The 24,807-nt window shown below is 75.6% G+C and carries 21 protein-coding genes; 10 read left to right on the forward strand and 11 right to left on the reverse strand.

The genetic code is table 11. The features are described 5' to 3' along the window. Window positions 1-31: 31 nt before the first annotated feature. From FHX36_RS08840 to FHX36_RS23850, 4 genes are all read right to left on the reverse strand, one after another. Entirely contained in the window at window positions 32-1,261 is a 1,230-nt protein-coding gene (locus FHX36_RS08840) for a sigma-70 family RNA polymerase sigma factor (RefSeq protein ID WP_183513678.1), read from the reverse strand. After that, a complete protein-coding gene (locus tag FHX36_RS08845) occupies window positions 1,258-1,605 on the reverse strand; it encodes a YciI family protein (protein WP_110552140.1) in 348 nt (115 codons plus the stop codon). The genes FHX36_RS08840 and FHX36_RS08845 overlap by 4 nt, the downstream gene beginning before the upstream one ends. 84 nt (window positions 1,606-1,689) lie before the next feature. Beyond that, window positions 1,690-2,616: an NAD(+)/NADH kinase gene (locus tag FHX36_RS08850; protein ID WP_110552139.1), complete on the reverse strand. Its 927-nt coding sequence runs from the start codon at window positions 2,614-2,616 to the stop codon at window positions 1,690-1,692. 3 nt (window positions 2,617-2,619) lie between these two features. Further along, window positions 2,620-4,044 carry a dihydrolipoyl dehydrogenase family protein gene (locus FHX36_RS23850; RefSeq protein WP_110552138.1) on the reverse strand — a complete coding sequence of 475 codons (1,425 nt, stop codon included), beginning with the start codon at window positions 4,042-4,044 and terminating at the stop codon, window positions 2,620-2,622. A gap of 26 nt (window positions 4,045-4,070) precedes the next feature. On the opposite strand from FHX36_RS23850, the gene FHX36_RS08860 reads away from it, so the two are divergent. Then, the gene (locus FHX36_RS08860) at window positions 4,071-4,583 is read left to right on the forward strand and encodes a flavin reductase family protein (protein WP_110552137.1); all 513 of its coding nucleotides are present in this window, start codon (window positions 4,071-4,073) and stop codon (window positions 4,581-4,583) included. Window positions 4,584-4,586: 3 nt separating this feature from the next. Here FHX36_RS08860 and FHX36_RS08865 read toward each other — a convergent pair whose 3' ends face one another. Next, window positions 4,587-5,489: a serine hydrolase gene (locus tag FHX36_RS08865; protein ID WP_110552150.1), complete on the reverse strand. Its 903-nt coding sequence runs from the start codon at window positions 5,487-5,489 to the stop codon at window positions 4,587-4,589. After that, window positions 5,486-6,376 (reverse strand): LysR family transcriptional regulator, encoded by an 891-nt coding sequence (locus FHX36_RS08870; RefSeq protein ID WP_183513679.1) that lies wholly within the window; start codon window positions 6,374-6,376, stop codon window positions 5,486-5,488. Before FHX36_RS08870 ends, FHX36_RS08865 begins: the two co-directional genes overlap by 4 nt. 128 nt (window positions 6,377-6,504) lie before the next feature. Here FHX36_RS08870 and bla point away from each other — a divergent pair, with 128 nt between their 5' ends. The 3 genes from bla to FHX36_RS08885 are packed head-to-tail and all read left to right on the forward strand — an operon-like array spanning window position 6,505 to window position 10,703. Further along, the gene (gene bla, locus FHX36_RS08875) at window positions 6,505-7,440 is read left to right on the forward strand and encodes a class A beta-lactamase (protein ID WP_110553833.1); all 936 of its coding nucleotides are present in this window, start codon (window positions 6,505-6,507) and stop codon (window positions 7,438-7,440) included. A 57-nt stretch (window positions 7,441-7,497) separates the two neighbouring features. Continuing rightward, entirely contained in the window at window positions 7,498-10,098 is a 2,601-nt protein-coding gene (locus FHX36_RS08880; protein ID WP_110553835.1) for a bifunctional FO biosynthesis protein CofGH, read from the forward strand. 8 nt (window positions 10,099-10,106) lie between these two features. Next, on the forward strand, window positions 10,107-10,703 hold the full coding sequence (locus FHX36_RS08885; protein WP_146251694.1) for a hypothetical protein: 597 nt from the start codon (window positions 10,107-10,109) through the stop codon (window positions 10,701-10,703). A gap of 14 nt (window positions 10,704-10,717) precedes the next feature. On the opposite strand, the gene yczR is transcribed toward FHX36_RS08885, so the two are convergent. After that, window positions 10,718-12,100: a MocR-like transcription factor YczR gene (yczR, locus tag FHX36_RS08890; protein WP_183513680.1), complete on the reverse strand. Its 1,383-nt coding sequence runs from the start codon at window positions 12,098-12,100 to the stop codon at window positions 10,718-10,720. Between the two features lie 61 nt (window positions 12,101-12,161). Between yczR and yczE the strand changes: the two genes are divergently transcribed. From yczE to FHX36_RS23855, 3 genes are all read left to right on the forward strand, one after another. Beyond that, window positions 12,162-12,794 (forward strand): membrane protein YczE, encoded by a 633-nt coding sequence (gene yczE, locus FHX36_RS08895; protein WP_220036063.1) that lies wholly within the window; start codon window positions 12,162-12,164, stop codon window positions 12,792-12,794. Window positions 12,795-12,867: 73 nt separating this feature from the next. Beyond that, window positions 12,868-13,317 carry a cupin domain-containing protein gene (locus tag FHX36_RS08900; RefSeq protein WP_181428905.1) on the forward strand — a complete coding sequence of 150 codons (450 nt, stop codon included), beginning with the start codon at window positions 12,868-12,870 and terminating at the stop codon, window positions 13,315-13,317. A gap of 75 nt (window positions 13,318-13,392) precedes the next feature. Further along, the gene (locus tag FHX36_RS23855) at window positions 13,393-14,373 is read left to right on the forward strand and encodes a LacI family DNA-binding transcriptional regulator (protein WP_110553815.1); all 981 of its coding nucleotides are present in this window, start codon (window positions 13,393-13,395) and stop codon (window positions 14,371-14,373) included. A gap of 59 nt (window positions 14,374-14,432) precedes the next feature. On the opposite strand, the gene FHX36_RS08910 is transcribed toward FHX36_RS23855, so the two are convergent. Next, window positions 14,433-16,358, reverse strand: a complete 1,926-nt coding sequence (locus tag FHX36_RS08910; protein ID WP_220036062.1) for a pectate lyase family protein — start codon at window positions 16,356-16,358, stop codon at window positions 14,433-14,435. A 193-nt stretch (window positions 16,359-16,551) separates the two neighbouring features. Here FHX36_RS08910 and FHX36_RS08915 point away from each other — a divergent pair, with 193 nt between their 5' ends. The 3 genes from FHX36_RS08915 to FHX36_RS08925 all read left to right on the forward strand — a co-directional run bounded on the left by FHX36_RS08915 (window position 16,552) and on the right by FHX36_RS08925 (window position 19,980). Further along, window positions 16,552-18,234, forward strand: coding sequence for a DUF885 family protein (locus tag FHX36_RS08915; RefSeq protein ID WP_183513682.1), 1,683 nt, complete (start codon window positions 16,552-16,554; stop codon window positions 18,232-18,234). Between the two features lie 426 nt (window positions 18,235-18,660). Then, on the forward strand, window positions 18,661-18,924 hold the full coding sequence (locus FHX36_RS08920) for a WhiB family transcriptional regulator (protein ID WP_181428827.1): 264 nt from the start codon (window positions 18,661-18,663) through the stop codon (window positions 18,922-18,924). A 42-nt stretch (window positions 18,925-18,966) separates the two neighbouring features. Beyond that, complete coding sequence (locus tag FHX36_RS08925; RefSeq protein WP_110552869.1) at window positions 18,967-19,980, forward strand: NADPH:quinone reductase; 1,014 nt, start codon at window positions 18,967-18,969, stop codon at window positions 19,978-19,980. A gap of 72 nt (window positions 19,981-20,052) precedes the next feature. On the opposite strand, the gene FHX36_RS08930 is transcribed toward FHX36_RS08925, so the two are convergent. The 3 genes from FHX36_RS08930 to FHX36_RS08940 all read right to left on the reverse strand — a co-directional run bounded on the left by FHX36_RS08930 (window position 20,053) and on the right by FHX36_RS08940 (window position 24,796). Further along, window positions 20,053-20,679, reverse strand: coding sequence for a hypothetical protein (locus FHX36_RS08930; RefSeq protein ID WP_110552870.1), 627 nt, complete (start codon window positions 20,677-20,679; stop codon window positions 20,053-20,055). Beyond that, window positions 20,663-22,192, reverse strand: a complete 1,530-nt coding sequence (locus FHX36_RS08935) for a prealbumin-like fold domain-containing protein (RefSeq protein WP_183513683.1) — start codon at window positions 22,190-22,192, stop codon at window positions 20,663-20,665. Before FHX36_RS08935 ends, FHX36_RS08930 begins: the two co-directional genes overlap by 17 nt. Window positions 22,193-22,525: 333 nt before the next feature. Continuing rightward, window positions 22,526-24,796, reverse strand: a complete 2,271-nt coding sequence (locus FHX36_RS08940; protein WP_220035989.1) for a metallophosphoesterase — start codon at window positions 24,794-24,796, stop codon at window positions 22,526-22,528. Window positions 24,797-24,807: the final 11 nt, after the last annotated feature.

Genomic DNA, 24,807 nt, shown 5'->3' on the forward strand with positions numbered 1-24,807 from the left:
CGTCCGCCGCACCGACACCCGGCATCGCCGGTCACCCCGCCGCGTCGAGCTCGGCCAGCCGGCGTTCCAGGAACGCCCGCTCGGCGGCGTTGCCCGCCCGCTGCGCCGCCGCGGCGTAGGCGGCCGCGGCCTCCTCGCGGCGGTCCAGCCGGCGCAGCAGGTCGGCCCGGACGGCGTGCACCAGGTGCCCGGGCAGGGTGAGCTGGTCGACCAGCGCCAGCCCGGCGGCCGGGCCCTCGACCTCCGCGACCGCGACCGCCCGGTGCAGCGCCACCACCGGGGTCGGGGCCAGCGCGAGGAGCAGGTCGTAGAGCTGCCGGACCTGCCCCCAGTCGGTGTCGGCGGCGGTGCGGGCGTCGGCGTGCACCGCGTTGACCGCCGCCTGCACCTGGTACGGCCCGGGCTCGCCGCGGCGCAGGCACTCGCGCACCAGCGCCTGCCCCTCCTCGACCAGTGCCCGGTCCCAGCGGCTGCGGTCCTGGTCGCCCAGCAGCACGAGGTCGCCCTCGGGCGTCGTCCGGGCCGGCCGGCGCGACTCGCTGAGCAGCATCAGCGCCAGCAGCCCGCTCACCTCCGGCTCGTCGGGCAGCAGCTCGTGCAGCAGCCGCCCCAGCCGCACCGCCTCCGCGCAGAGGTCCGCGCGGGCCAGCTGGTCACCGCCGGTGGCCGTGTGGCCCTCGGTGAAGACCAGGTAGACGACGGCCAGCACCGGGCCCAGCCGGGCGGGCAGGTCGGCCGCCGCGGGCACCCGGTAGGGGATCCGGGCGTCGCGGATCTTCGCCTTGGCCCGCACGAGCCGCTGCGCCATGGTCGACTCCGGCACCAGGAAGGCGCGGGCGATCTCGGCGGTGGTGAGCCCGCCGAGCAGCCGCAGGGTCAGCGCGACCTGCGCCGCCGGGGCGAGGGCCGGGTGGCAGCAGGTGAACACCAGTCGGAGCTGGTCGTCGGCGACCGCCCCGGTGTCGGCGGGCTCGTCCTGCGCGTGCAGCAGGGCGGCCTGGGCGTGCCGGTCGGCGCGCGAGGCCTCGCGGCGCAGCCGGTCGATCGCGCGGTTGCGCGCGGTGGTGACGATCCAGCCGGCCGGGCTGGGCGGGACGCCGTCCTCCGGCCAGCGCTGCACCGCCGTGGCGAAGGCGTCGGCGACCGCCTCCTCGGCGACGTCGACGTCCCCGAACACCCGCGCCAGCACCGCGACGGCGCGGGCGTACTGCTCCCGGAACACCCGCTCGACCTCGGCGCCGTCCGGCACGCCCGTGGTCACTCCCCGCCCTGGAAGGGGCGCACCTCGATCGGCAGCCGGGTGGCCCGGGCGAGCCGGGTGCCCCACCCCATCGCGGCGTCCAGGTCGGGCGCCTCGATGATCGAGAAGCCACCGAGGTGCTCCTTGCCCTCGGCGTAGGGGCCGTCGGTGGTGAGCACCTCGCCGTCGGTCACCCGGACGACGGTCGCCGTCCCCGGGTCGTGCAGGCCCCCGGCGAAGACCCACACCCCGGCCTCGCGCATCTGCCGGTCGACCTCGGTGACGTCGGCCATGATCTGGTCGAGGTCGGCCGGGAGGGGACCGTCGCCGCTGGGCTGGACGACGCTGAGCAGGTACTGGGTCATCGGGTGCTCCTCCTGGTCTGAGCCGGCCCGTCGCCGGCTCTCACCCTCTGTACGAACGGGGCCCCGCCGGATCGACAGCCCGCGTCAGTCGGTCGCGGTGGGCTGCGGGGCGTGCGGCGGGCGCAGCTCGTCGGGCACCAGCTCGACCAGCTCGTCGGGCAGCAGCGGGAGGTCCAGCAGCGAGAGCTTCACCCGGCTGCGGTCGGCCGCCCGGGAGTCGGTGATCCGCACCAGCAGGCCGGCGTCGGGCCGGGTGGTCACCTCCACCACGTCGCCGACCCCGCACTCCCCGGAGTAGACCCCGTCGATCTCCATCGCCGGGCGGCCCCCGGTGATCTGCAGCGACAGCGGCTCCAGCGGGCCGACCATGACGGTGCGGCTGATCCCGGTCATCGGCGCCGACGGAGTGACCAGCACGCCCTCGGCGCCCGGGCTCATCACCGGCCCGCCGGCGGCGTAGTTGTACGCCGTCGACCCCATCGGCGTGGAGACGATCAGGCTGTCGCAGCGGTACCGGCCGTACCGGCGCCCCGACACCGACAGCTCGCCCTCGACCTGCCCCTGGCCGGGCACCCGGGCGAGCACGACGTCGTTGAAGGCGACCGCCTCCCAGCCGGGCCCCCGCACCACCAGGCAGCTGCGCGGCTCGACGGTCGAGCGGCCGTCGGCCATCGCGGTCAGCGCCGAGTCCAGCTCGCGCGCCTCGACCTCGGTGAGGAAGCCCAGCCGGCCGAAGTTGACCCCGAGCACCGGCACCGGTTTGGCGGCGACCAGCCGCATGGCGCCCAGCAGCGTGCCGTCACCGCCGAGGGCGATCAGCCCGTCGACGCTGCCGGCGAGCTCGTCGACGCCCACCGGGGTCACGCCCTGCAGGGACAGCCGCTCGACGTCGGCCGCGCCGGCGACGAGCTCCACGCCGTGCGACGTCGTCCACGCCGCCACCTGCCGGGCCGCCCCGCCGCAGTCGCGGACCGGGTGCAGCACCAGGCCGATCCGCTTCCCGTCGTGCACGGCTCAGCCCCGGTAGGTCTCGAGCAGGCGGAGCCAGACCTCGCTGATCGTCGGGTAGGACGGGACGGCGTGCCACAGCCTGCTGATCGGCACCTCCCCGACCACCGCGATCGTCGCCGAGTGCAGCAGCTCGGCCACCCCCGGGCCGATGAACGTGACGCCGAGCAGCACCTCCCGCTCGGTGTCGACGACCGCGATCGCCGTCCCGGTGTAGCCGTCGGCGAAGACCGACGCCCCGGCCACGTCGCCGATCGGGTACTCGACCACCCGGTGCGGCAGCCCCTGCTCGGCGGCCTGCGCGGACGTGAGCCCGACGGCGCCGACCTGCGGGTCGGTGAAGACGACGCTGGGGGTGGCCAGCCGGTCGGCGGTGGCCACCGACGGCGACCAGTCGGCGAGGTCGACCTGCTCGCCGCGGGCCCGCGTGACGATGGCGTGCCCGGCCTGGCGGGCCTGGTACTTGCCCATGTGGGTGAGCAGCTGGCGGCCGTTCACGTCGCCGACCCCGTACAGCCACGGCACGCCGGGCACCTGCAGCGACTCGTCGACCTCCAGGTACCCGCCGGGCTCCAGGCCCACGGTGTCCAGGCCGATGTCGTCGGAGTTGGCCTCGCGCCCGGCGGCGACCAGCACCTCGTCGCCGCGCACCTCGTCGCCGCTGTCGCAGACCAGCACGACCTCGTCGCCGTCCCGACGGGCGGCGGTGACCCCGGTGCCCAGCTGGACGTCGACGCCCAGCGCCCGCAGCGACGCCTCGACCGCCTGGCCGGCGGCCGGCTCCAGGTGCGGCAGCAGCTGCTGCCCGTGCTGCAGCAGGGTCACCGCGGAGCCCAGCTGCTGCCAGGCGGTGGCCATCTCGCAGCCCACGTAGCCGCCGCCGAGCACCAGCAGCCGGCGCGGCGCCTCCTTGGCGCTGGTCGCCTCCCGCGGCGTCCAGGGCTGGACGTCGGGCAGGCCGTCGACCGGCGGGAGGGCCGCCCGCGACCCGGTGCAGACGGCGACCGCGTGCCGAGCGACCAGCACCAGCTCGCTGCCGTCGGCCCGGGTGACGACCACCCGCTTCTCCCCCGCCAGCCGGCCGTGCCCGCGGACCAGCGCGATGCCGGCGCCCTCGACCCAGCTGACCTGGCTCGCGTCGTCCCAGTGGCTGGTGAAGCCGTCGCGGCGGGCCAGCGTCGCGGCCACGTCCTGCTCCCCGGTGACCGCCGCGGCGGCCCCGCTCACCGCGCGCGCCGCGGCGAGCGCCTCGCTGCCGCGCAGCAGCGTCTTGCTGGGCATGCAGGCCCAGTAGGAGCACTCACCGCCGACCAGCTCGCTCTCCACCAGGACGGCGCTCAGGCCGCCCCGGACGGCGATGTCGGCGACGTTCTCGCCGGTCGATCCGGCGCCGAGGACGACGACGTCGTAGGTCTGCTCCGCAGTGGTCACGGGTGCATTGTGATCGACTGACCCCCGTGCCTGTCGATGCCGCGGAGTACGCCGCCGCCCTGCGCTCGTACGCGGCGGGGGTGGTGCTGCTGACCGTCCGCGACGACATCGACGACGTGGGGACGACGGTCACCTCGCTGATGAGCGTCTCGGCGGATCCCCCGCTGGTGGCGATCGGGCTGGCCGCCGAGGGGTACCCGGCCGAGGTGCTGCAGTCGATCGGCTCCTGCGCGGTCAACGTGCTGGGCTCCGCCGACGCGATCCTGGCCAGCCGGTTCTCCTCGGCCGGGCGGCCCTCGGCCCGGCACCTGCTGGAGTCGGTGCCCTGGCGGCGGGCACCGGTGAGCGACGCGATCGTGCTCGACGGTGCGCTGGCAGCGCTGGACTGCACCGTCTCCTCGGTGGTGGCGGCCGGCAGCCACGTGGTGGTGCTGCTGGCGGTCGAGGGGGTGCCGGTGCTCGCGCCCGACGGCGACCCGCTGCTGCGGCTGCGGGGCCGGTGGACCGACGGCGCGGGGGCTCCACTCCGCCGTCCCTGACGGTCAGCCGCCGCGCAGGACGTCCCGCAGCTGCCGGGCCACCTGGCCCAGCACCGCCTCCGCGCCCGGCTGGGAGACGGCGGCGACCTGCGACTCCGACAGCGCGGCGACCGCGAACCGCTGACCGTCGGCGTGCTCCACGACGCCCACCTCGTGCCGCAGGTTGAGCAGGGTCCCGGTCTTGGACGACCAGCGGGCGGCGTCGGTGGCGAAGTCCGGCGTGAGCCGCTGCCGGTGCAGGTTCGCGGCCAGCAGCGCGCGCACCCGCGCGGCGACCGGAGGCGCGACCGCCGAGGGCAGCCAGAGGGCCTGCAGCAGGTCCACGTGCGCCCGGGCGCTGCCGGAGTTGGCCCGGGTCACGTCCAGCTGGGCGACGGCGTGACCGCGCCCGCCGGTGCCGGCCGACCGGGCCAGCACGTGCGCCAGGTGCACCTCGCCGTCGGGGAACCGCTCGGCCGGGGTGTCGGTGAGGTCGCGGACGACGTGCCGGACGGCGATCCCCTCGATGCCCAGCCGGGCCAGCTCGGCCCGCACCCGGTCCGGCGGGGTGAGGTCGAAGAGCGCATCGGCAGCGACCCCGTCGCTGACCGCCACGGCCAGGTACAGCAGGTCGTCGACCGCGACGGTGGCCGGGTGCCGGAACCGGCTGATGCCCGGCGGCCCGGGTGCGCCGGCGTCACCCGGGCCGACCCGCAGCTCGGTGGCCCCGTCGAGCTCGCCGCGCTCGATGCGCTCCAGCGTGGCCACCGCCAGCGGCACCTTCACCAGCGAGGCGCTCGGGAACACCGCGTCGGGCTCCAGGCCGATCTCCTCCCCCGTGCCCAGGTCGCGGACGAGCAGCCCCGCCCGCAGCCCGGCCCCGCGCAGCAGCGACCGGGCCTCGTGCAGGACCGCGGCCGCACTCACGCCGGCCACCCGTCGTCCCCGGGGACGCCGAGGCAGCGCCCGACCGACGCGTGCAACTCGCCGCGGAGCCGTTCGGCGTCCTCCCGGCCCTGCCCCGCCACGTCGTAGCCGCGCACCACGGCCAGCTCGCCCAGCGGTCGCCAGTGCAGCCCCAGCTCGTCGGCCTGGACCGCGGAGCAGAGCAGCACGTCGGCCGAGCCGAGGACCTGGGCCGCCGCCGTCACCAGGGAGCGCGCGACACCGAGCTGGCCGGGGTGCAGGCCGACGGCGTCCCGGAGCCGGGTGAGCCGGTCCCGCACGTGCGGGACGTCGTCCTCGGGCTGCACCCAGATGCGGCGCCCTGGACCGCGGTCGGTCCGGCCGGGCCGGAAGGTGTCCAGGTGCACCACCGCCGTCCGCGGGGCCGCCCGGGCCGCCAGGCCCAGCGGCACCTGCCAGGCTGCCTCCTCCGGCGGCACGGCCACCACCGCCGCCCGCACCTCGGGGGTGAGGGCGAGCTCGGTGCGCCGGGCCGGGCCGGCGTTCTCCAGCTCCAGGTGCAGGCCGGCCCGCCGGGCGTCCAGCACCAGCTGGGCCAGCACCGGGGCGGCGCAGACCTCGGGCAGGACCAGCCGGAAGGGCCGGCGCCGGGCGCTGCGCGCCTGCTCGGCCATCGCGTCGGCGAGCTCCACCAGCCGGCGGGCCGACGGCAGCATGTCGCGGCCGAACGGGGTGAGCCGGACCTGCCGGGAGGTGCGGTCGAACAGCTTCCCGCCCAGGTGCCCCTCCAGCGCGGCGATCCGCCGGCTGGCCACCGACTGGGGGATCCCGCCGGCCGCGGCGCCGACGGTGAAGGTGCCGTGGGCGCTGACGTCGACGAAGGCACGGCACCCGGCGAGCACGTCCACTCGGTCAACCTATGCCGATTCGGCATGGGTGCGCGCACATCGGTCTTCGACAGCATCGCTCCCGGCGCGCAGGGTGAGGACGTCGAGCGGCGGGCACCCAGCACGCCGCCGCCAGGAACGGAGGACCCATGCCCCTGCCCCGCCGCGGGACGCGCGCCGCGCTGGTCGCGTCCACCTCGCTCGCGCTGCTCCTCACCGGCTGCGGGGACGCGCCGTCCGCGAGCCCGCCGGCCAGCACGTCGACCGCGACCAGCGCGCCCGCGCCGGCCCCGACCACCGACCCCGCGGTCGAGGAGGCGCTGGCCGCGCTGGAGGCCGAGTTCGGCGTCCGGCTCGGGGTGCACGCCGTCGACACCGGGTCCGGGGAGGTCGTCGAGCACCGCGCCGACGAGCCGTTCCCCTACGCCTCCACCTACAAGGCGCTGGCCGCCGGTGCGGTGCTCGACCGGACGACGCCCGCGCAGCTGGACGAGGTGGTGACCTGGACCGCCGCCGACCTGGTCACCTACTCGCCGGTCACCGAGCTGCACGTGGGCACCGGGCTGCCGCTGCGCGACGTGCTGGCCGCGGCCCTGCAGGTCAGCGACAACACGGCGGGCAACGTGCTGTTCGACCAGCTCGGCGGCACCGAGGGGTTCGAGGAGGAGCTGCGCGCGCTCGGCGACACCGCGACGTCGGCCGAGCGCTACGAGCCGGAGCTGAACACCGCCGTCCCCGGCGACGCGCGGGACACCAGCACGCCCCGGGCGCTCGCCACCGACCTGCAGGCCCTCGCCGTCGGGGACGCGCTCGAGGCGGAGGACCGCGAGCTGCTGCTGGGGTGGATGCGCACCGCCACCACCGGCACCGGCCTGGTCCGCGCGGGCGTGCCGGCCGGCTGGGAGGTCGCCGACAAGTCCGGCACGGCCGCCTACGGCACGCGCAACGACATCGCCGTGGTGCAGCCGCCGGGGCGGGCCCCGATCGTGCTCGCCGTCCTGTCCACGCACCCCGCGGCGGACGCCGAGCCCTCCGACGAGGTGGTCGCCCGGGCGGCCGCGGTGGTGGCCGGCGCGCTGGGCTGACGCCGTCCTTGCCCCGGGGAACGCGGACGTCATCTGCCCGGTCTAGCGTCAGAACCGATGAGCACCGCCATCCCCGCCCCTTCCGAGTCCGCCCTCCGCCGCGCCCTGGTGCGCGCCGAGCGCGGCGTGACGCTGGACGCCACCGAGGCCGAGACGCTGCTGCACGCCCGCGGCCTGGCCGACGGCGACCCGCTGGACCGGCTGCTGACCGCCGCCTCCCGGGTCCGCGACGCCGGGCTGGCCTCGGCCGGGCGCCCGGGCGTGGTCACCTACAGCCGCAAGGTGTTCATCCCGCTGACCCACCTGTGCCGCGACCGCTGCCACTACTGCACCTTCGTGACGACGCCCGGCCAGCTCCGGGCGCAGGGCAAGGCGCCGTTCCTCTCCCCCGACGAGGTGCTCGACATCGCCCGCCGGGGCGCGGCGCTGGGCTGCAAGGAGGCGCTGTTCACCCTCGGCGACCGCCCCGAGGACCGCTGGCCGGTGGCCGCCGAGTGGCTGGAGGCGCACGGCTTCGACTCGACGCTGGGCTACCTGCGGGCGATGGCGATCCGGGTGCTCGAGGAGACCGGGCTGCTGCCCCACCTCAACCCGGGCGTGCTGAGCTGGGAGGAGGTGCAGCGGCTCAAGCCGGTGGCCGCGTCGATGGGGATGATGCTGGAGACGACGGCCACCCGGCTCTGGTCGGAGAAGGGCGGCCCGCACTTCGGGTCACCGGACAAGGAGCCCGCCGTCCGGCTGCGGGTGCTCGAGGACGCCGGCCGCTCCGCCGTCCCGTTCACCACCGGGGTGCTGCTGGGCATCGGCGAGGACTACGCCGAGCGGGTGGACGCGATCGCTGCGATCCGCGCCTCGGCCCGGCGGCACCAGCACGTGCAAGAGGTCATCGTGCAGAACTTCCGGGCCAAGCCGCGCACCGCGATGGCCGGCTCGGGAGACCTCGACCTGCAGGAGTACGTCGCCGCGGTGGCGGTCAGCCGGCTGATGCTGGGGCCGGCCGCCTGGGTGCAGGCGCCGCCGAACCTGAGCGACTCCACCGAGCTCGGCCTGCTGCTGCGGGCCGGCGTCGACGACTGGGGCGGCGTCTCCCCGCTGACGCCCGACCACGTCAACCCCGAGCGGCCCTGGCCGAACATCGACAAGCTGGCCGCACTCAGCGCCGAGGCCGGCTTCACGCTGCGGGAGCGGCTGGCCGCGCAGCCGGGCTACGTGCTGCAGCCCGAGCCGTGGCTCGACCCGCGGGTGCGCCCGCACGTCGCCGCCCTGGCCGGGCCCGACGGGCTGGCCGTGGAGGGCCGGCTGCCGGTCGGGCTGCCGTGGCAGGAGCCGGACGAGGCGTGGACGTCGTCCGGGCGGGTCGACCTGCACGTCGAGGTCGACACCGTCGGGCGCACCGGCGACCGGCGCAGCGACTTCGACGCCGTCTACGGCGACTGGTCCGAGCTGCGCGAGGCGACCGTGTCCGCGCGCGACGGGCGCTCGACCGCGATCGCCGTCGGCGACCCGGAGGTGCACGCGGCGCTGCGGCACGCGGAGCGCGACCCGGCCGGGCTCTCCGACGCCGAGTACCTGGCCCTGCTGGGCGCGGACGGCGACGACCTGACGGCGCTCGCGGTCCTGGCCGACGCCGTCCGGCGGGACGTCAACGGCGACGACGTCACCTACGTGGTGAACCGGAACATCAACTTCACCAACGTCTGCTACACCGGCTGCCGGTTCTGCGCGTTCGCCCAGCGGCGCACCGACGCCGACGCCTTCACCCTCTCGATGCAGCAGGTCGGCGACCGGGTCGACGAGGCGTGGGCCGGCGGCGCGACCGAGATCTGCATGCAGGGCGGCATCCACCCCGACCTGCCCGGCACCGCCTACCTCGACCTGGCGCGCGAGGTGAAGGCCCGCCGTCCCGACATCCACCTGCACGCGTTCTCGCCGATGGAGGTCGTGAACGGGTCGGCGCGCACCGGGCTGTCGTTCGCCGACTTCCTCACCGCGGCGAAGGAGGCCGGCGTCGACTCGCTGCCCGGCACGGCGGCGGAGATCCTCGACGACGACGTCCGCTGGGTGCTCACCAAGGGCAAGCTGCCGGCCGCCACCTGGCTGGAGATCGTCCGGACGGCGCACACGGTGGGCCTGCCGACGACGTCGACGATGATGTACGGCCACGTCGACACCCCGGCGCACTGGGTCGCCCACCTGCGCACGCTGGCCGCGCTGCAGGACGAGACCGGCGGCTTCCGCGAGTTCGTGCTGCTGCCGTTCGTGCACCACAACGCGCCGATCTACCTGGCCGGGGTGGCCCGCCCGGGGCCGACTAACCGGGAGAACCGGGCGGTGCACGCGGTCGCCCGGCTGCTGCTGCACGGCCGGATCGACAACATCCAGACCTCGTGGGTGAAGCTCGGCGACACCGGCACCCAGGCGATGCTCGACGGCGGCGCCAACGACCTGGGCGGCACGCTGATGGAGGAGACGATCAGCCGGATGGCGGGCTCGGGCAACGGGTCGCTGAAGACCATCGCCGAGCTGGAGGCGATGGCCGCGGCGATCGGCCGGCCGGCCCGGCAGCGGACGACGGAGTACGGCACCCCGAGCGCCGAGCGGATGGCCACCGCCCGCTCCGTCGAGGGCCGCCGCGCGCTGACCCTCAAGCTGGTCTGACCGCCCCCGTGCGACGACCGGCGGCAGCGGCGCTGCTCAGCGGGGCGGTGCTGGCCGGCGGCCTGCTCGCCGGGTGCGGCTCCGACGACGCCGACGCCGGCAGCCCGCTCGACGTGTCCCTCGACGGGTTCGTCGCAGCCGCCGAACGGCCGACGCCGGCGACCCTCTGCGACCCGGACCCGGCCGACCCTGCGGCCACCCCGCCGGGGCTGCCCGCCGCACCGGGCTCCCCCGACGCGGCGTTCCTGCAGTCGGCGTCGACGACGGTGGAGGGCTACCTCTGGCGGACGGAGGACGCCGACGCGGCCGAGGTCGTGCTCGCCGAGGCCACCACCGCCGCCCGGGCCTGCACCTGGACCACCGTCGTCGGCGGCGCCCCCGGGACCCCGGGCTCCCAGGAGCAGCAGGCCGAGGCGTGGTCGTCCGGCGACTGGGCGGGCACCCGGATCGTGCGCACCGTGGCCGGCAGCGAGCAGGTCGACCGCCGGCTGGTCGCCCGCGGGGCGGTCGTCCTGCTGGTGGTGCTGCGCGCCGACGGTGACGACCCGGCCCTGCTGACCCCGGCCGACGACTACCTGACCGCGGTCACCGAGCGGCTGGGCTGAGCCCGGCGGTCGGCTCAGGCGGTCCAGCGGGACGGGATCCGGCGGCTGTCGGCCCCGGCCACGGTGCGCTCCTCCGCCGCCTGGAGCAGCGCCACCACCTCGTCCGCCTGGTCGGGCGGGACGGTCACCGGGAGCCGGAGCCACCGGTCCGCGGTGCCGTCGACGGTGAACCGCGGCCCCGGCGTCACCCGCAGGCCGAGGTCCAGGGCGTGCGCGGCCAGCCGGGTGGAGCCGGAGCCGGGCAGCTGGACCCAGAGCATCGACCCGGCGCGCGGCCGCACCACCCGCCAGTCGGGCAGCCGGACGGCGAGCGCGGCGAGCAGCGCGTCCCGGGCGGCGGTCAGCCAGGCGACCCGGTCGGCCAGCACCTCGTCGGCGACGGCCAGCAGCCGGACGGCGACCAGCTGCTCCAGCACCGGGCTGCTGAGGTCGATGGTGCCGCGCGCCTGGGCCAGCCGGGCGAGCAGCGGCGGGTCGGCGCGCACCCAGCCGACCCGCAGCCCCGACCAGTAGGCCTTGCTCATCGACCCGACCGTCACCACCCGGCGGTCGAGCGCGGCCAGCGGGGTGGGCCGGTCACCCTCCAGCACCAGCTCGGCGAACGTCTCGTCGGCCACCACCACCGGGCAGTCGAGGCCGCTCAGCAGCGCCCGCCGCTGGGCGTCGTCGGCGAGCAGCCCGGTGGGGTTCTGCCCGTCCGGGGTCAGCAGCGCGACGTCGGCCGCGGCCACCGGCAGCTCCCAGCCCTCGGCGCTGACCGGCAGCGCGACCGGCCGCAGGTGGTTGGCCGCGACGGCGTCCAGCGCCGCCGGGTAGGTGGGCTGCTCGACCAGGGCGCGCTGCCCGGGCCGGGTGACGGTGCGCAGCAGCAGGTCCCAGCCGGCCAGCGCGCCGTTGGTCACCAGCACCTGCTCGGGGCCGGTGGGCAGCCCGCGGCGGGTCAGGTGCGCCGCGACGGCGGCGCGCAGCGCGGGCAGGCCGTAGGGGTGCAGGCCGTGGCCGGAGAGCAGGGGGCGCAGGTCGGCGGTGGCGCCGGCGACGGCGTCCAGCAGCTGGGCGGGCGCCGGGGACGCGGCGATCGTGAGGTCCCGGACGACGGCCGGCTCCCCCGGGTCGGCGTCCGGGCGCACCGGCGCCGCCGCCGGGAGGGTGACCCGGCTGCCGGCTCCGGCCGCGCTGTGCAGGTAGCCCTCGGACCGCAGCACGTCGTAGGCGGCGGTGACTGTGGTGCGGCTCAGCCCCAGCGCCAGGGCGAGCTGCCGCTCGGAGGGCACCCGGGTGCCGACGGACAACCGGCCGTCCAGCGCGAGGCCGCGGATGCCGGCCGCGACGCCGGCGTACGCGCGCCCCTCGACCAGCCAGGGCGTGAGCAGCTCGGCCAACCGGTCGCTGTGCACCCGGCCATCGTCGCCGACTTGGCCCTGTCGCAGCAAGGCCAAGTCCGGGCAGGCTCTCCGCATGCGACTGATCGACCCCCTGCCCGCCGACCGCCGGGCGGCCCGGCTGGCCCTGCTGCTGCCCGGCCTCGCCGTGTACGGCGCCAGCGTCGGGATGATGCTGCGCGCGGACCTCGGTCAGATGCCGTGGGGCGTGCTGGACCAGGGGCTGGCCGGGGTGCTCGGCATCGAGGTGGGCACCAGCTCGATCCTGGTCGGCGCGCTGGTCCTGCTGCTGTGGGTGCCACTGCGCCGCCGGCCGGGTCTCGGGACGCTGTGCAACGTCGTCCTGGTCGGGCTGTCGATCAACGCGACGCTGGCGCTGCTGCCGGCACCGTCGTCGCTCGGCGCGCGCATCCCGCTGCTGGTCGCCGGCGTGCTGCTCAACGCCGTCGCCACCGGGGCCTACATCGGCGCCGGCATGGGTGCCGGGCCGCGCGACGGGCTCACCACCGGAATCGCCGCGCGCGGCCACTCCGTGCGGGTCGTCCGGACGACGATCGAGCTGGTCGTGCTGGGCGCGGGCTGGCTGCTGGGCGGCACCGTCGGCGTCGGCACGCTGCTGTACGCCGTCGCGATCGGCCCGCTGGTGCACCGCACGCTGCCGGCGTTCGAGCTCCGGAGCCGGCCGGTGGAGCCGGTCCCCACCGCCTGATCGGGGGGCGCCCTGGTGTCCAGCGGGCGGGGCCGACAGGGTGGGCGCAGCACCCGATCCCTGGAGGAGCACCGTGGCCGGACCGCAGCAGGACTTCCCCGACGACTGGCACCAGCCGCTGCGCCACGTCCGTGCCGACCAGCTCTCCGAGGAGACCGGCCAGACGAGCGGGATGACCCGCCGCGAGGCCGTCTCCGCGCAGACCGTGGGCGCCCAGCGGCTCTGGATGGGCCAGACGCACGTCGCCCCGCACACCGGCTCGGGCGACCACCACCACGGTGACTCCGAGACCGCGATCCACGTGCTCCGCGGCCACCCGGTCTTCGTCTTCGCCGAGCACGGTGAGGAGGTGCGGCTGCAGACGGGGCCCGGCGACTACGTCTTCGTCCCGCCGTACACCCCGCACCGCGAGGAGAACCCGCACGCCGAGGAGGCCGTCGTGGTGATCGCCCGCAGCAGCCAGGAGGCGATCGTGGTGAACCTGCCCAGCCTGCTGCCCGAACCGGACCGCGGCGACGACTGACCCCGCGCGGCCGGTCATCCGGCACGATGACCCGGCGCCGGCCCGGCCGGGCCGGGCGGTCCGGGAGGAGCGGTCGTGCCACGGGTCACCAGCGCCGACGTCGCGCGGGAGAGCGGGGTCTCCCGCACCACGGTGAGCTACGTCCTCAACGACACGACCGGCACGGTGATCTCCGAGGAGACCCGCCGCCGGGTGCGCGCCGTCGCCGACCGGCTCGGCTACGCCCCCTCGGCGGCCGCGCGGACGCTGCGCAGCGGGCGCAGCGACCTGGTGCTGTGCGTCCTGCCGGACTGGCCGGTGGGGCCGGTGGTCGACGCCCTGCTCGACCAGCTGACCGGCGAGCTCGCCGCCCGCGACCTGTCGGTGCTCGTGCACCACCACCGCGAGCACCGGCCGCTCGCGGACCTGTGGCGGGCGGTGACCCCGCGGGCCGTCGTCGGCCTCGCCGCCTTCTCCGCGGCGGAGGCGGAGGGCATGCGCCGGGCCGGCATCCAGGTGATCGGCTCCGTGGTCGACCCGGACCCCCGCGGACCCGACGAGTTCGCGGCCTACCAGACCCGGGTGGGCCGGCTGCAGGTGCAGCACCTGGCGGGCGCCGGCCACCGCGCGCTCGGCTACGCCACCACGACCGACCCCCGGCTGGCCGACTTCGCCGGTCCCCGGCTGGACGGCGTGCGCGAGGAGTGCCGGTGGCTGGGCCTGCCGGACCCACCGGTCGTGCCGGTCGACGTGACCGCCGAGGCGGGGCTGGCGGCCGTGCGGGCCCTGCGGCAGGGGCCGGTCACCGCGGTCGCCGCCTACAACGACGAGGTGGCCCTGGCCGTGCTGGCGGGTGCGCGGGCCGCGGGGGTGCGGGTGCCGCAGGAGGTGGCCGTCATCGGGGTGGACGACGTCCCGGCCGCGCAGCTCGCGGCCCCACCGCTGACCACCGTCTCGCAGTCCCTCGAGCTGCAGGCCCGGTTCCTGTCGGCCTCGGTGCTCGCCGCCCTGGACGGCGGGCCCGAGCCGCCGCGCCCCACCGACCTGCTCCGGCTGGTGGTGCGCAGCTCCGCCTGATCCAGCGGTGGGCCGGAGCGGTCGTCCGCTCCGGCCCACCGCCGTGCCGGGTCAGCCGGTCACGGCGCCGGGAAGTCGACGACGTACTGCGGCGCGCCCTGGGTGCTGCTGTCCGACCGGCCGCCCACGTCGTTGACCACGTGCTCGATCACGCCGATCCCGTCGAGGTGCACGGTCATCACGTGGTGCAGCTGCACGCCCGGGGTCTCCGGCACCCGGAACCCCGTGGCCGTGGTGATGCCGGGGGCGGCGTTGCGCTGGTAGCCGTACACCCCGCCGCCGTCCAGCCGGTGCTGCTGCACGTGGTCACCGACCACGTACGCGGCCCACCCGGGCGTGCCGTCCGGCTCCTGCCAGTCGGCCTGCGACGGCGGGTCGTACGGGATCTCGTTCTGGTACAGCACGACCCGGCCGCGCTCGCCGTTCCAGATGGTGTTGTGCTGCTGGAAGTGCTCGACGAACAGGCCGGTCGCGGTGACGTCCGACCCGTTCACGACCACCCCGGTGCGCCCGGTGTTGGTGCGCCACCGGTCGGTGTCACCGTTGACCCCGGCGGTGAAGCCCTCGACCCCGTGGTCGGCCCGCCACACCCAGGTGTGGTCGATGAGCACGTGGTCGCTGTTGACCACCAGCGCCGTGTCGGCCTTGCCCACGTGCGGGCCGCCGACCCGGAAGAAGACGTCGGACAGCGTCGTCGGGTTGGTCGCACCGCTCTTCTTCGGGCTGCTGTTCCCGTTCCTGCTGCCGACCTGCAGCAGCACCGGGGACTCCTGCGCGCCGGCGTCGATCGTGACGCCGGCGACGACCACACCCGGCACGTCGGCGACCGTCAGCGGCACCGAGCCGTCCACCGCGGTCAGCGTGGCGAGGCCCAGCCCGAGGACGACGGTGTCGGCCCGCTTGACCGCGATGCTCCGCGCGACGTCGTACACGCCGGGGGTGAGCAGCAGGTGCCTGCCGCGGGCGAGCTGCGAGTTGATCTCCTGCACCGACGTCGACGGTCGGGCGATGAAGAACTCGGTCAGCGGGACGGTGCGGCCGGCGGTCTGGCCCTCGTCCCAGCTCACGCCCCGGGTGTTCGCCTGCGCCGAGGGGACGCGGACCTGGTAGGCCCCCGCCGCGTCGACGAAGAGGTACGGCTTCTCCCGGCTGACCGGGGTGTCCTCCACCGTGGTGTACGGCGGGACCGGGAACCCGGCCTCGCTGGGCGCACCCTCGACCCCGGAGAAGACCTGGTTCCACACGCCGTTGGACCAGCTGCCGATCGTGCTGTTCCGGGTCAGCCACTGCTGCTGCGAGCCGTTGACGACGTCACCGGCCCGCGAGTCGGCGAGGAAGCCGCCGCTGGCGTACTGCGGCCCCTCGGTGCAGTAGTCCATCAGCGACAGGGTGCCGCCGGTGACCTCGACGCGGCGCATCGGCGAGGCCTGGGACACCGCGAAGAAGTTGGCGGTCTGCCGGCACCCGTCCTGGCCGGCGCCGTTGACCGCCAGGCGGAGGTTGGACACCGACCGCCAGAAGTTGTCCAGCGCGATGCAGTTGTTCGAGCCGTCGGCGTTGGGGCGGCAGCGGTTGTAGACCTCGACCTTGCCGTTGATCGTGACGTCCTGCGGCGAGGCACCCAGGCCGGCGACCTCGGTGTAGTAGCCGACCTTGATCTGCAGCGGCTGGGTCGCGGTGCCGTAGGTGCCCGGCTTGAACAGCAGCGCGTACCGCTGCGTGCCCATCTCGTTGGCCACCTGCTGCGCGTAGACGGCGTCGGCCTTCGCCTGGATCTCCGCCAGCGGGGTGCTGGGGTCGAACACGGTGACGTTCACACCCAGGTCGGGCCGGGTCGGGTCGACCTGCTGGGGCGGAGCGGCGGCGGCGACGCCCGTCGCCGCCGGTGCCGTGCTCAGGGCGACGGCCAGGGCCAGCAGCCCGGGCAGTCGCCGGAGCCGGCGGCGTGGTGTCAGGGGCTTCTCAGGAGCACGACCGGTGTCCATGCACGTCCTCTTCGTCGAGTGCGGCAGCAGCCTGGTGACTCGTGTCACTGCAGCACGAGGCTAGGGGCGCGCCGGGGCTTGTCAAGGCGAGCCGGACGACCTGGCGACCCGCGAACCCCCCGTCCTCCGGCGGGCCGGGCAGCGAGCGCGCACGGGGCAGCGACAGCGGGTCCCGGCCGCTAGCGTGCGGGGGGTGAGTGAGCCCGTGCGCCCGCCGTCCGATCTCGACCAGCTCGCCGACCGCTTCGTCGACGACTACGCCGCCTCGCAGCCCGCGGTGGCCACCTACATCGGCGTCCGGGGGCACGACGACCGCTGGCCCGACCTCACCCCGGACGGCCATGCCGCCCACGCCGACCTGCTGCGGACGACGATCGCCGCCGTCGACCGGGTCGACCCCGTCGACCGCCGCGACGAGGTCGCCCGCGCCGCGATGCTGGAGCGCCTGGGCGCCGAGCTGGCGCGCTCCGACGCCGGCTGGGCGCAGGCCGACCTGAACACCATCGACAGCCCGCTGCAGGCCTTCCGCTCCACCTTCGACCTGATGCCGACCGTGACCGAGCACGACTGGGCGACGATCGCCCGCCGGCTCGCGGCCGTGCCCGCAGCGCTGGACGGCTACGCCGTCGGCCTGGCGGAGGCGGCCCGCGGTGGCCGGATGTCCGCCGCCCGGCAGGTGCGGCTGGGCGCGCAGATCGCCCGTCGCTGGGCCGGCACCCCGGCGCACCCGGGCTTCTTCGCCGAGCTCGTGGCCGCCGCGCCGGCCGGGTCCGAGGGGCTCACCCGCGACCTGGCCCGCGCCGCGCAGGAGACCTCGGGTGCGCTGCTCGGCTTCGCCGACCGGATCGAGGAGCAGCTGCTGCCGCAGGCGCCGGAGGCCGATGGCGTCGGCCGGGAGCGCTACGCCCTGGAGTCCCGCTTCCACGCCGGCATCGACCTGGACCTCGAGGAAACCTACGCCTGGGGCTGGGAGGAGCTCGCCCGGATCGTCGCGGAGAAGGAGGCCGTCGCCGAGTCGATCGCCCCGGGGCAGGGCGTGGCCGGCGCGGTGGCCGTGCTGGACGCCGACCCGGCCCGCCAGGTGCGCGGTCGCGAGGCGCTGCAGGCCTGGCTGCAGGAGACCGCCGACCGGGCGATGACCGCGCTGGACGGCGTGCACTTCGACATCCCGGACCCGGTGAAGCGGATCGAGGGACGGCTGACCCCGACGTCCGGCGAGGGCGTCTACTACACCGGCCCGACCGAGGACTTCAGCCGGCCGGGGCGGATGTGGTGGTCGCTGCCCGAGGGCGTCACCGACATGACCACCTGGCGGGAGACGACGACGGTCTTCCACGAGGGGGTGCCCGGCCACCACCTGCAGATCGCGCAGACCGTCTACAACGCAGCACTGCTCAACCGCTGGCAGCGGCTGCTGTGCTGGTGCTCCGGGCACGCCGAGGGCTGGGCGCTGTACTCCGAGCGGCTGATGGCCGAGCTCGGCTTCCTCGACGACCCGGGCGACCGGCTCGGGATGCTCGACGCCCAGGAACTGCGGGCGGCGCGGGTGGTGCTGGACATCGGCGTCCACCTGGACCTGCCCATCCCGGCCGGCCGGGCGACCGGCGACCGGTGGACCTACGACGTCGCACTGGCGTTCCTGCGCACGCACGTGGACATGGAGGACGCGATGCGGGTCGACGAGCTGCACCGCTACCTCGGCTGGCCGGGGCAGGCGCCGGTCTACAAGGTCGGCGAGCGGGTGTGGCTGACCTGCCGGGAGCAGGCCGAGCTGCGGGCCGGCGGCGAGTTCGACCTCACCGCCTGGCACCGCACCGCCCTGGACCTCGGGCCGCTCGGGCTCGCCCCGCTGGCCGCCGAGCTCGCCCGGATCTGAGCGCGGCCCCACCCCTCGCCGGGGCCGGGCATGCACACGCACAGCGTCCGCACAAGCCCCGAACAGGCTGCCAACAGGGCCTCCGGGCCCATCTTGATCTGGACGAACCGGTCGCCCCCCGTCGGCAACACCTGACGCACCCACCGGCGCGTCGGACCCCTCCGTCCAGCCTCCTGAGGTGTCCGGGACGGGTGTGGCTCATGGGGTTCGGCGTAACGCGGACGACATTTGACCGCCCGGAACGACACCCGTGTAATTCCTCTCGACAGGGCACCGACGGTGACCCGCGGCAGTCGTCGAGCGACGAAGGCCGAACGAGACGCAGGGGGACGAATCGTGACCATGGCCGACGTGACGTGGATGGACGACTACCGGGCCGCAGCCGCCGAGGCCGCGCCGGTGACCTACGGGACCGACGTCCTGGGCATGGCCGACGTCTTCGACCCGGGCTTCCCCGGCTTCGGCGACGAGGAGCAGGGCTGGCAGGAGCGCGCGCTGTGCGCCGAGACCGACCCCGAGGCCTTCTTCCCGGAGAAGGGCGGCTCCACCCGCGAGGCCAAGAAGATCTGCACCGGCTGCGAGGTCCGCTCCGAGTGCCTCGAGTACGCCCTCGCCAACGACGAGCGCTTCGGCATCTGGGGCGGCCTCTCCGAGCGTGAGCGCCGCCGCCTCCGTCGCCGCGCCTCCTGAACAAGGACGACGCCGCCCGTCACCAGGGGGTAGGAAGGGCTCGTGCGAGCCATCTCCTACAGCCAGCCCGGTGGTCCCGACGTCCTGCAGCTCGGCGACCGCGCCACCCCTGAACCGGGGCCCGGTGAGGTGCGGGTGCGCCTGGCCTTCTCCGGCGTCAACCCGACCGACTGGAAGTCCCGCAGCACCACCCAGCCCGGCCCCGGCGGCCAGGTGCCCGACCAGGACGGCTCCGGCACCGTGGACGCCGTCGGCGAGGGCGTCGACCCGGTCCTCGTCGGTGAGCGGGTCTGGATCTGGGAAGCCGCCTGGCAGCGCCCGCACGGGACGGCCGCCGAGTACACCGTCGTACCGGCCCGGCAGACCGTCCTCCTCGGCGCCGACGCCTCCTTCGAGCTCGGCGCCGCCCTCGGCATCCCCTTCCTCACCGCGCACCGCTGCCTGACCGTCGCCGAGTCGCTCCCCGACCGGATCGGCCCGGGCACGCTCGACGGCCGCACCGTGCTCGTCCAGGGCGGCGCGGGCGCGGTCGGCAACGCCGCCATCCAGCTCGCCCGCTGGGCCGACGCCACCGTCATCGCCACGGTGAGCGGGCCGGACAAGGCCCAGCTGGCCGCCCGGGCCGGCGCCGACCACGTCGTCAACTACCGGCAGCAGGACGTCGTGGCCGAGGTGCGCAAGATCGCCCCGCACGGCGTGGACGCGATCGTCGAGGTCTCGGCCGCGACCAACGCCGCCGTCGACGCGCAGGTGATCGGCATGCACGGCTCGATCGCGATGTACGCCGACGACGGCGGCGCCGAGGTGACCATCCCGGTGCGCGCCCAGATGGGGCCGAACGCCCGCTGGCAGTTCGTGCTGGTCTACACCGAGCCGCGCCGGGCCAAGGAGCTCGCGGTGGAGGACGTCAACGCCGCCGTGCTCGACGGCGCGGTCCGGGTCGGCACCGACGCGGGGCTGCCGCTGCACGTGTTCCCGCTCGCCGAGACCGCGGCGGCGCACCAGGCGGTGCAGGACGGCGCCGTCGGCAAGGTGCTCGTCGACGTCACCCGGTGAGGTGAGGGAACGGCCTCTCCCTGCAGGACCCACCGCGAGCGTGCGAGCGGTGGGGGGCAGCGGGGTCCTCGGTCAGGCCGGGGTCATCGGCCGGACGTGCTCCGTCCACGGGGCCATCCGGTCGGCGACGTGGCCGGGCAGCCCGGCACGCCACTGCTCGCCGAGCTCGGTGCGCCGCCCGTCACCGTGCACCGCCGGCAGCCCCCGGGCCGCCTGCACGCCGAAGGCGGCGAGGACCAGCTTGCCGGCCACCCCGCGGCGACGGGAGGCCGGCTGGACGTAGACCTGGTGCACCAGCCCGGTCGCCGACCACCAGCGGACGGCGGCCACCTGCTGCTCACCGGCCACCCCGGCGGCCTGCGCCTGCTCGAGGTCGAGCACCGTGCCCTCGGGGTGCCGCTCGTCGGAGAAGGCCACCAGGGTGGTCGCCTCCGGCTCGGGCAGCGCGACGTACCAGAGCAGCGGGGCCTCGGGCAGCGCGACCTCGACCAGCTGCGGCCGGTCACCGCCCGGCGCCGACCGGACGGCGACCTGCCACCCGGTCGGCCGCCGGTCGTCGGGCAGGTCGACCACGGTGCCGGCCGGGAACTCGGCGGACAGCACCGCGGTCAGCACCTGCTCCCCCGGCCGCCCGGCTTCCCGGGCGACCGGGCACCGGGCGAACCAGGGGTCGCGCAGGGGCTCAGCCCCGCTGGGCACGCCGCCACACCAGGAAGCCGAAGCCACCGCCGACCACCAGCAGGAAGCCGACGCCGAGGGCGATCACCGCGGGGTCCGGCAGGCCGGAGCTGGCCGTCTGCAGCAGCGGCTCGTCCAGCTCGGCGGCCTGACCGGCCGGCTGCGGCGCGGCGCCGGTCGGCTGGGCGACGGTCGGCGGGCCGAGGCTGAGCGGCACCTCCGGCTCGGAGAGACCACCGTCCGACGGCACCTCCGCCGCGGCGGCCCGCCCGGCCGCCTGGGGGGCAGCGCCGGCGGCCACCGGTGCACCGGCCGGCTGGCCGGCGGCCGTCCCGGCGCCGGTCCCCGCGTCGACCTGGGCCGGGGGCGCCGCGACCGGCGCACCGGCGGTCGGCTGGGGAGCCGTCGTCGTCTGCGGCGTCGTGGTCTCCGGCGTCGTGGTCTCCGGCGTCGTCTCCGGCGCGGTGGTCTCCGGCGCGGTGGTCAGGGGCGTGGTGGTCTCCGGGGCCGCGGTCTCCGGCGCGCTGGGCTCTGACGCCGTGGTGACCGGCGCCGTGGTGACCGGGGCCTGGGTGGTCACCGGCGCACTGGTCACCGGAGCGCTGGTCTCCGGCGCCGTGGTGGTCGGCGGGGCGGTCGTCGTCGGCGCCGGGGTCGTGGTCGGTGCGGGGGTGGTGGTCGGCGTCGGCACCTCGGCGGCCCGCGCCACCCGGAGCTCGACGCCCCACGGCTGGCCGGTCTCGGCGCGGCTGCTGGTGCTGATCGAGAAGGCGGTGGGCTGGCCGGCCTGGTAGCCGGTGGGCACGGCGACCGGGGTCAGGGCGTAGCCGCTGCCCGGCACGAACCAGCCCGAGAACGAGACCAGGCCGAGGGAGTTGGTGGTGCCGGTGGGCGCCGGCTTCACCGGGGTGGTGCCCTGCTGGGCGTAGGCCGGGGCGGTGAGGGCGTAGCTGGCCCCGCCGAGCGGCAGCCCGAACGGCCGGGCGTCCCGGACGGCGGCCACGATGTCGCGCCGGAACACCGCCGTGTTGGCGACGGCGTCGCCCTTCTTGGTCTTGTCGCCCTTGACGATCTCGAGCTCGCCGGTGCCGCCGAGCCGGGCCAGGCCGGCCGGCACCGCGGTCTGCTGCACCGTGTACACACCGGAGGGCAGCGTGATCGACTCACCGGACCGGGTGCCCTTGTCGCCCTGGACGACGGTGCACTTCCCCTGGCCGTTGGTGGTGCACGTGCCCGTGACGCCGTCGCCGCGGGTCAGCTGGAAGGTGACGCCGGCGAAGCTGTAGTTGCTCGGCACGGTGCCCTTCTCGGCGCCGACGGTGAAGGTGAAGTCCGAGGTCGTGCCGTCCTTGCCCAGCCCGAAGTCGCCGCTGATCTGGCCGATGACGGGGGCCGACGGAGCGGCCTGCAGTGCCCCGGCGGTCTGCGGGCCGGTGGTCAGCTGGTCCTCGGGGCCGGTGCCGCCCCCGCTGGTCGTCCCGACCTCGGCCAGCGCCGCCGGCGCGGTGGCACCGGCGGCCACGAGCAGGCCCATGCCGACGAGCGTGCCCTGGGTGACCCGGCGGCGGGATCTCGCCGGGTGGTGCGGAACGGGACGACGGGTCGCCAGCATCGAGCTCTCCTCCGGTCTCTCCGACGACCGTCGTCGGGAGCCGGTGCGGAGCGTGCCGGGGCGGGCGAACGCGGATGATCACGTCCGCGGACGGCGCGCCGGACGAACCTGTGCTCATTCCCCAGCGTTCCCGCTCGCCCCGGCCGCCCCAGCCACCTGCGGGTCTTGAGCCGAAACGGCGGCAGATCGCACAGCACGGAGGGGGTGGGCGCGACCGCCCCCACCCCCTCCCTCAGCTGGTGCCCGACCCCGGGGTCAGCGGCCGAGGAGCTTGTAGATCGGCCAGAGCACCACCGACACCGCGGTCACCCGGAAGCGGACCCGCGACGCCTCTCCGGTGCGGTCACCCAGCGTCTGCGTGGCGACGACCTCACGGGTCCCGGGCAGCAGCGGGCGCGTGAGCTCCACCGTCCAGGTGCCGTCCGCGCCGACCACCGTGGTGGCCCGCACCGCACCGGTCACGGTGACGGTGGCCCCGGCCAGGCCGGTGCCGGTCACCCGGAGCAGCGGCTTCAGCCCCTGGTCCACCACCGGCGAGGTGATTGCGACCGCGTCGAGGTCCGCCCGGGCGGTGAGCCACTGGTCCGGGCCCACCGGGTGGTCGATGACGCGGGTCTCGCCGATGCAGCCGTTCCAGCCGTTGGTGGCCCGGTCGTCGACCCAGTCCGAGCCGAACAGCCAGGGCATCGCACCGTCCAGACCGTGGCCCACGGTGTCGGATGCGTTGCGGAGCACCGGGGCGCCGTTGACGTACATCGTCGTGGTCGCCGCGGCCGGGTCGTTCACCAGCGCCACGTGCGCCCAGGTGTCGACCATGATCTCGCCCGACCAGGCGGTGCGGTCACCCTTGGCCGTCTCGATCGGCACCTCGGTCCACTGGAACTCCTTGAGGTTCGAGAGGCCCAGCGCCACCGGGGACGCCGTCCAGTCCCACCGTGTCTCCGGCACGCCGATCTGCGAGCGGTTGCCGGAGCGGACGAGCGCCTTCATCCACGCGTTGTCGGACTGGTTCCAGCTCGGGTCGATCTTCAGGAACGTCTCGATCGTGTACCCGCCGGCGAGGGCTGCGGTGTTGACCGGCGCGTCCGCGCTGGTGGTCAGGTAGCTGAACCGGTTGGTCTGCTTGTTCGAGCCGGTGAAGCAGACGGCCGCGCCGTCGGAGGAGAACGGGTCGGCGTCGCCGGTGACGGTGACGTCGCCCGGCTGGGCCGTCGGGGACCCGGACTCCGCGATCGGCACCCGGGTCAGGTCGTTGCCACCTGCGACGTCGGGGATCGTCGCGCCCTCGGCGAGGGTGCCCTCGAGCCCGTTCATCCGCCAGTGCGCCAGGGTCCCCGGGACCTGCGGGAAGTCCGACGTGCCGGCGGGCCGCTCGGTGGTCACCGGGTCCGGTCCGACGAACCCGTCGAGCAGGATGTCCCGCGCCCGCTGGGTCAGCGAGGGCTCGTCGGGCGAGCCGGCCGTGAAGTCCGGGGCGAAGCCGGCGAACCGCTGCTGGAAGTCGATCCCCAGCGTGAACTGCTGGTTGTCGCCCTCGAGGAAGGCCTGGTCGTAGGCGGTCAGCTTCTCCGTCGGCTTGGAGACCACCCACGGCGACCCGGTCTGGACCGAGATCGTGCCGTTGGTGAGGTCGAACTCGAAGAGGCCGAGGTAGCCGTTCCCGCCCTCGTAGGCCATCTGGTGGTCCATGACGATCTCGGTCACCGGGTTGCCGGCGTCGTTGGTCTTCACCAGCCGCGAGGTCCCGTGGAAGTGACCGTTGAGGGTCATGAAGATCTGGTCGTTGCCGCGGATCAGCTGGTCCCAGAGCCGCAGCCCGTAGGCGGTCTCCTTGGGCGTGACGCCGTCCGGCTCGATGTTGAGCACCTCGTGCGAGGTCAGGATGACCGGCACGGTCGGGTGCTGCGCCATGACCTGGTCGGCCCAGGCCAGGGTGGCGTCGGAGGCCCGCCAGGACAGCGCGAGCACCATGAACTGCTGACCCTCGGCCTCGAACAGGTGGTAGGAGTTCATGCCCGTCGGGTCGCTGCCGCCGTAGGTCGACTGCTCGGCCGCCCGGTCGGGGCCGAACCAGTCCAGGAACGGCTCCTGCGCCAGGTCGTACTGGTCGTCGAAGAGGTCGTCGGCGGAGTTCCGCACGTCGTGGTTGCCGGCCAGGATCGAGTACGGCAGGTCCGCGTCGTCCAGGGTCCGCATGGCCGCGTCGGCGGTCCGCCACTCGACGTCCTGGCCGACCTGGTCGACCACGTCGCCGAGGTGCGCGACGAAGGGGACGTTCAGCGCGTCGGCGTTCTCCGCGAGCCACTCGGTCTGGACGGCGAAGGGGTTGTTGCCGTCGCCGTAGCGCTCCGGCAGCTCGAACTGCGACTCGGCGTACCGGGAGTAGAACTGCGTGTCCGGCAGGACGGCGAGGGTGAACCGGGACGCCGGCTCGGTGTCCGCGGCCTGCGCGGCCGGGGCGGAGACCGCGCCGCCGACCGTGGAGAGCGCAGCGGCCGTGGCGAGGACCCCGGTGAGGGCCCGCACCCCGGCCCTGC

The organism is Modestobacter versicolor (assembly GCF_014195485.1).
GTDB lineage: Bacteria > Actinomycetota > Actinomycetes > Mycobacteriales > Geodermatophilaceae > Modestobacter > Modestobacter versicolor.

Excerpts from the sequence above, each read along its gene's own strand:
- FHX36_RS08845 (WP_110552140.1), bottom strand. The coding sequence starts at position 1,605 with ATGACCCAGTACCTGCTCAGCGTCGTCCAGCCCAGCGGCGACGGTCCC.
- bla (WP_110553833.1), top strand. The coding sequence starts at position 6,505 with ATGCCCCTGCCCCGCCGCGGGACGCGCGCCGCGCTGGTCGCGTCCACC.
- FHX36_RS08880 (WP_110553835.1), top strand. The coding sequence starts at position 7,498 with ATGAGCACCGCCATCCCCGCCCCTTCCGAGTCCGCCCTCCGCCGCGCC.
- yczE (WP_220036063.1), top strand. The coding sequence starts at position 12,162 with ATGCGACTGATCGACCCCCTGCCCGCCGACCGCCGGGCGGCCCGGCTG.
- FHX36_RS08910 (WP_220036062.1), bottom strand. The coding sequence starts at position 16,358 with ATGGACACCGGTCGTGCTCCTGAGAAGCCCCTGACACCACGCCGCCGG.
- FHX36_RS08920 (WP_181428827.1), top strand. The coding sequence starts at position 18,661 with ATGGCCGACGTCTTCGACCCGGGCTTCCCCGGCTTCGGCGACGAGGAG.
- FHX36_RS08935 (WP_183513683.1), bottom strand. The coding sequence starts at position 22,192 with ATGGGCCTGCTCGTGGCCGCCGGTGCCACCGCGCCGGCGGCGCTGGCC.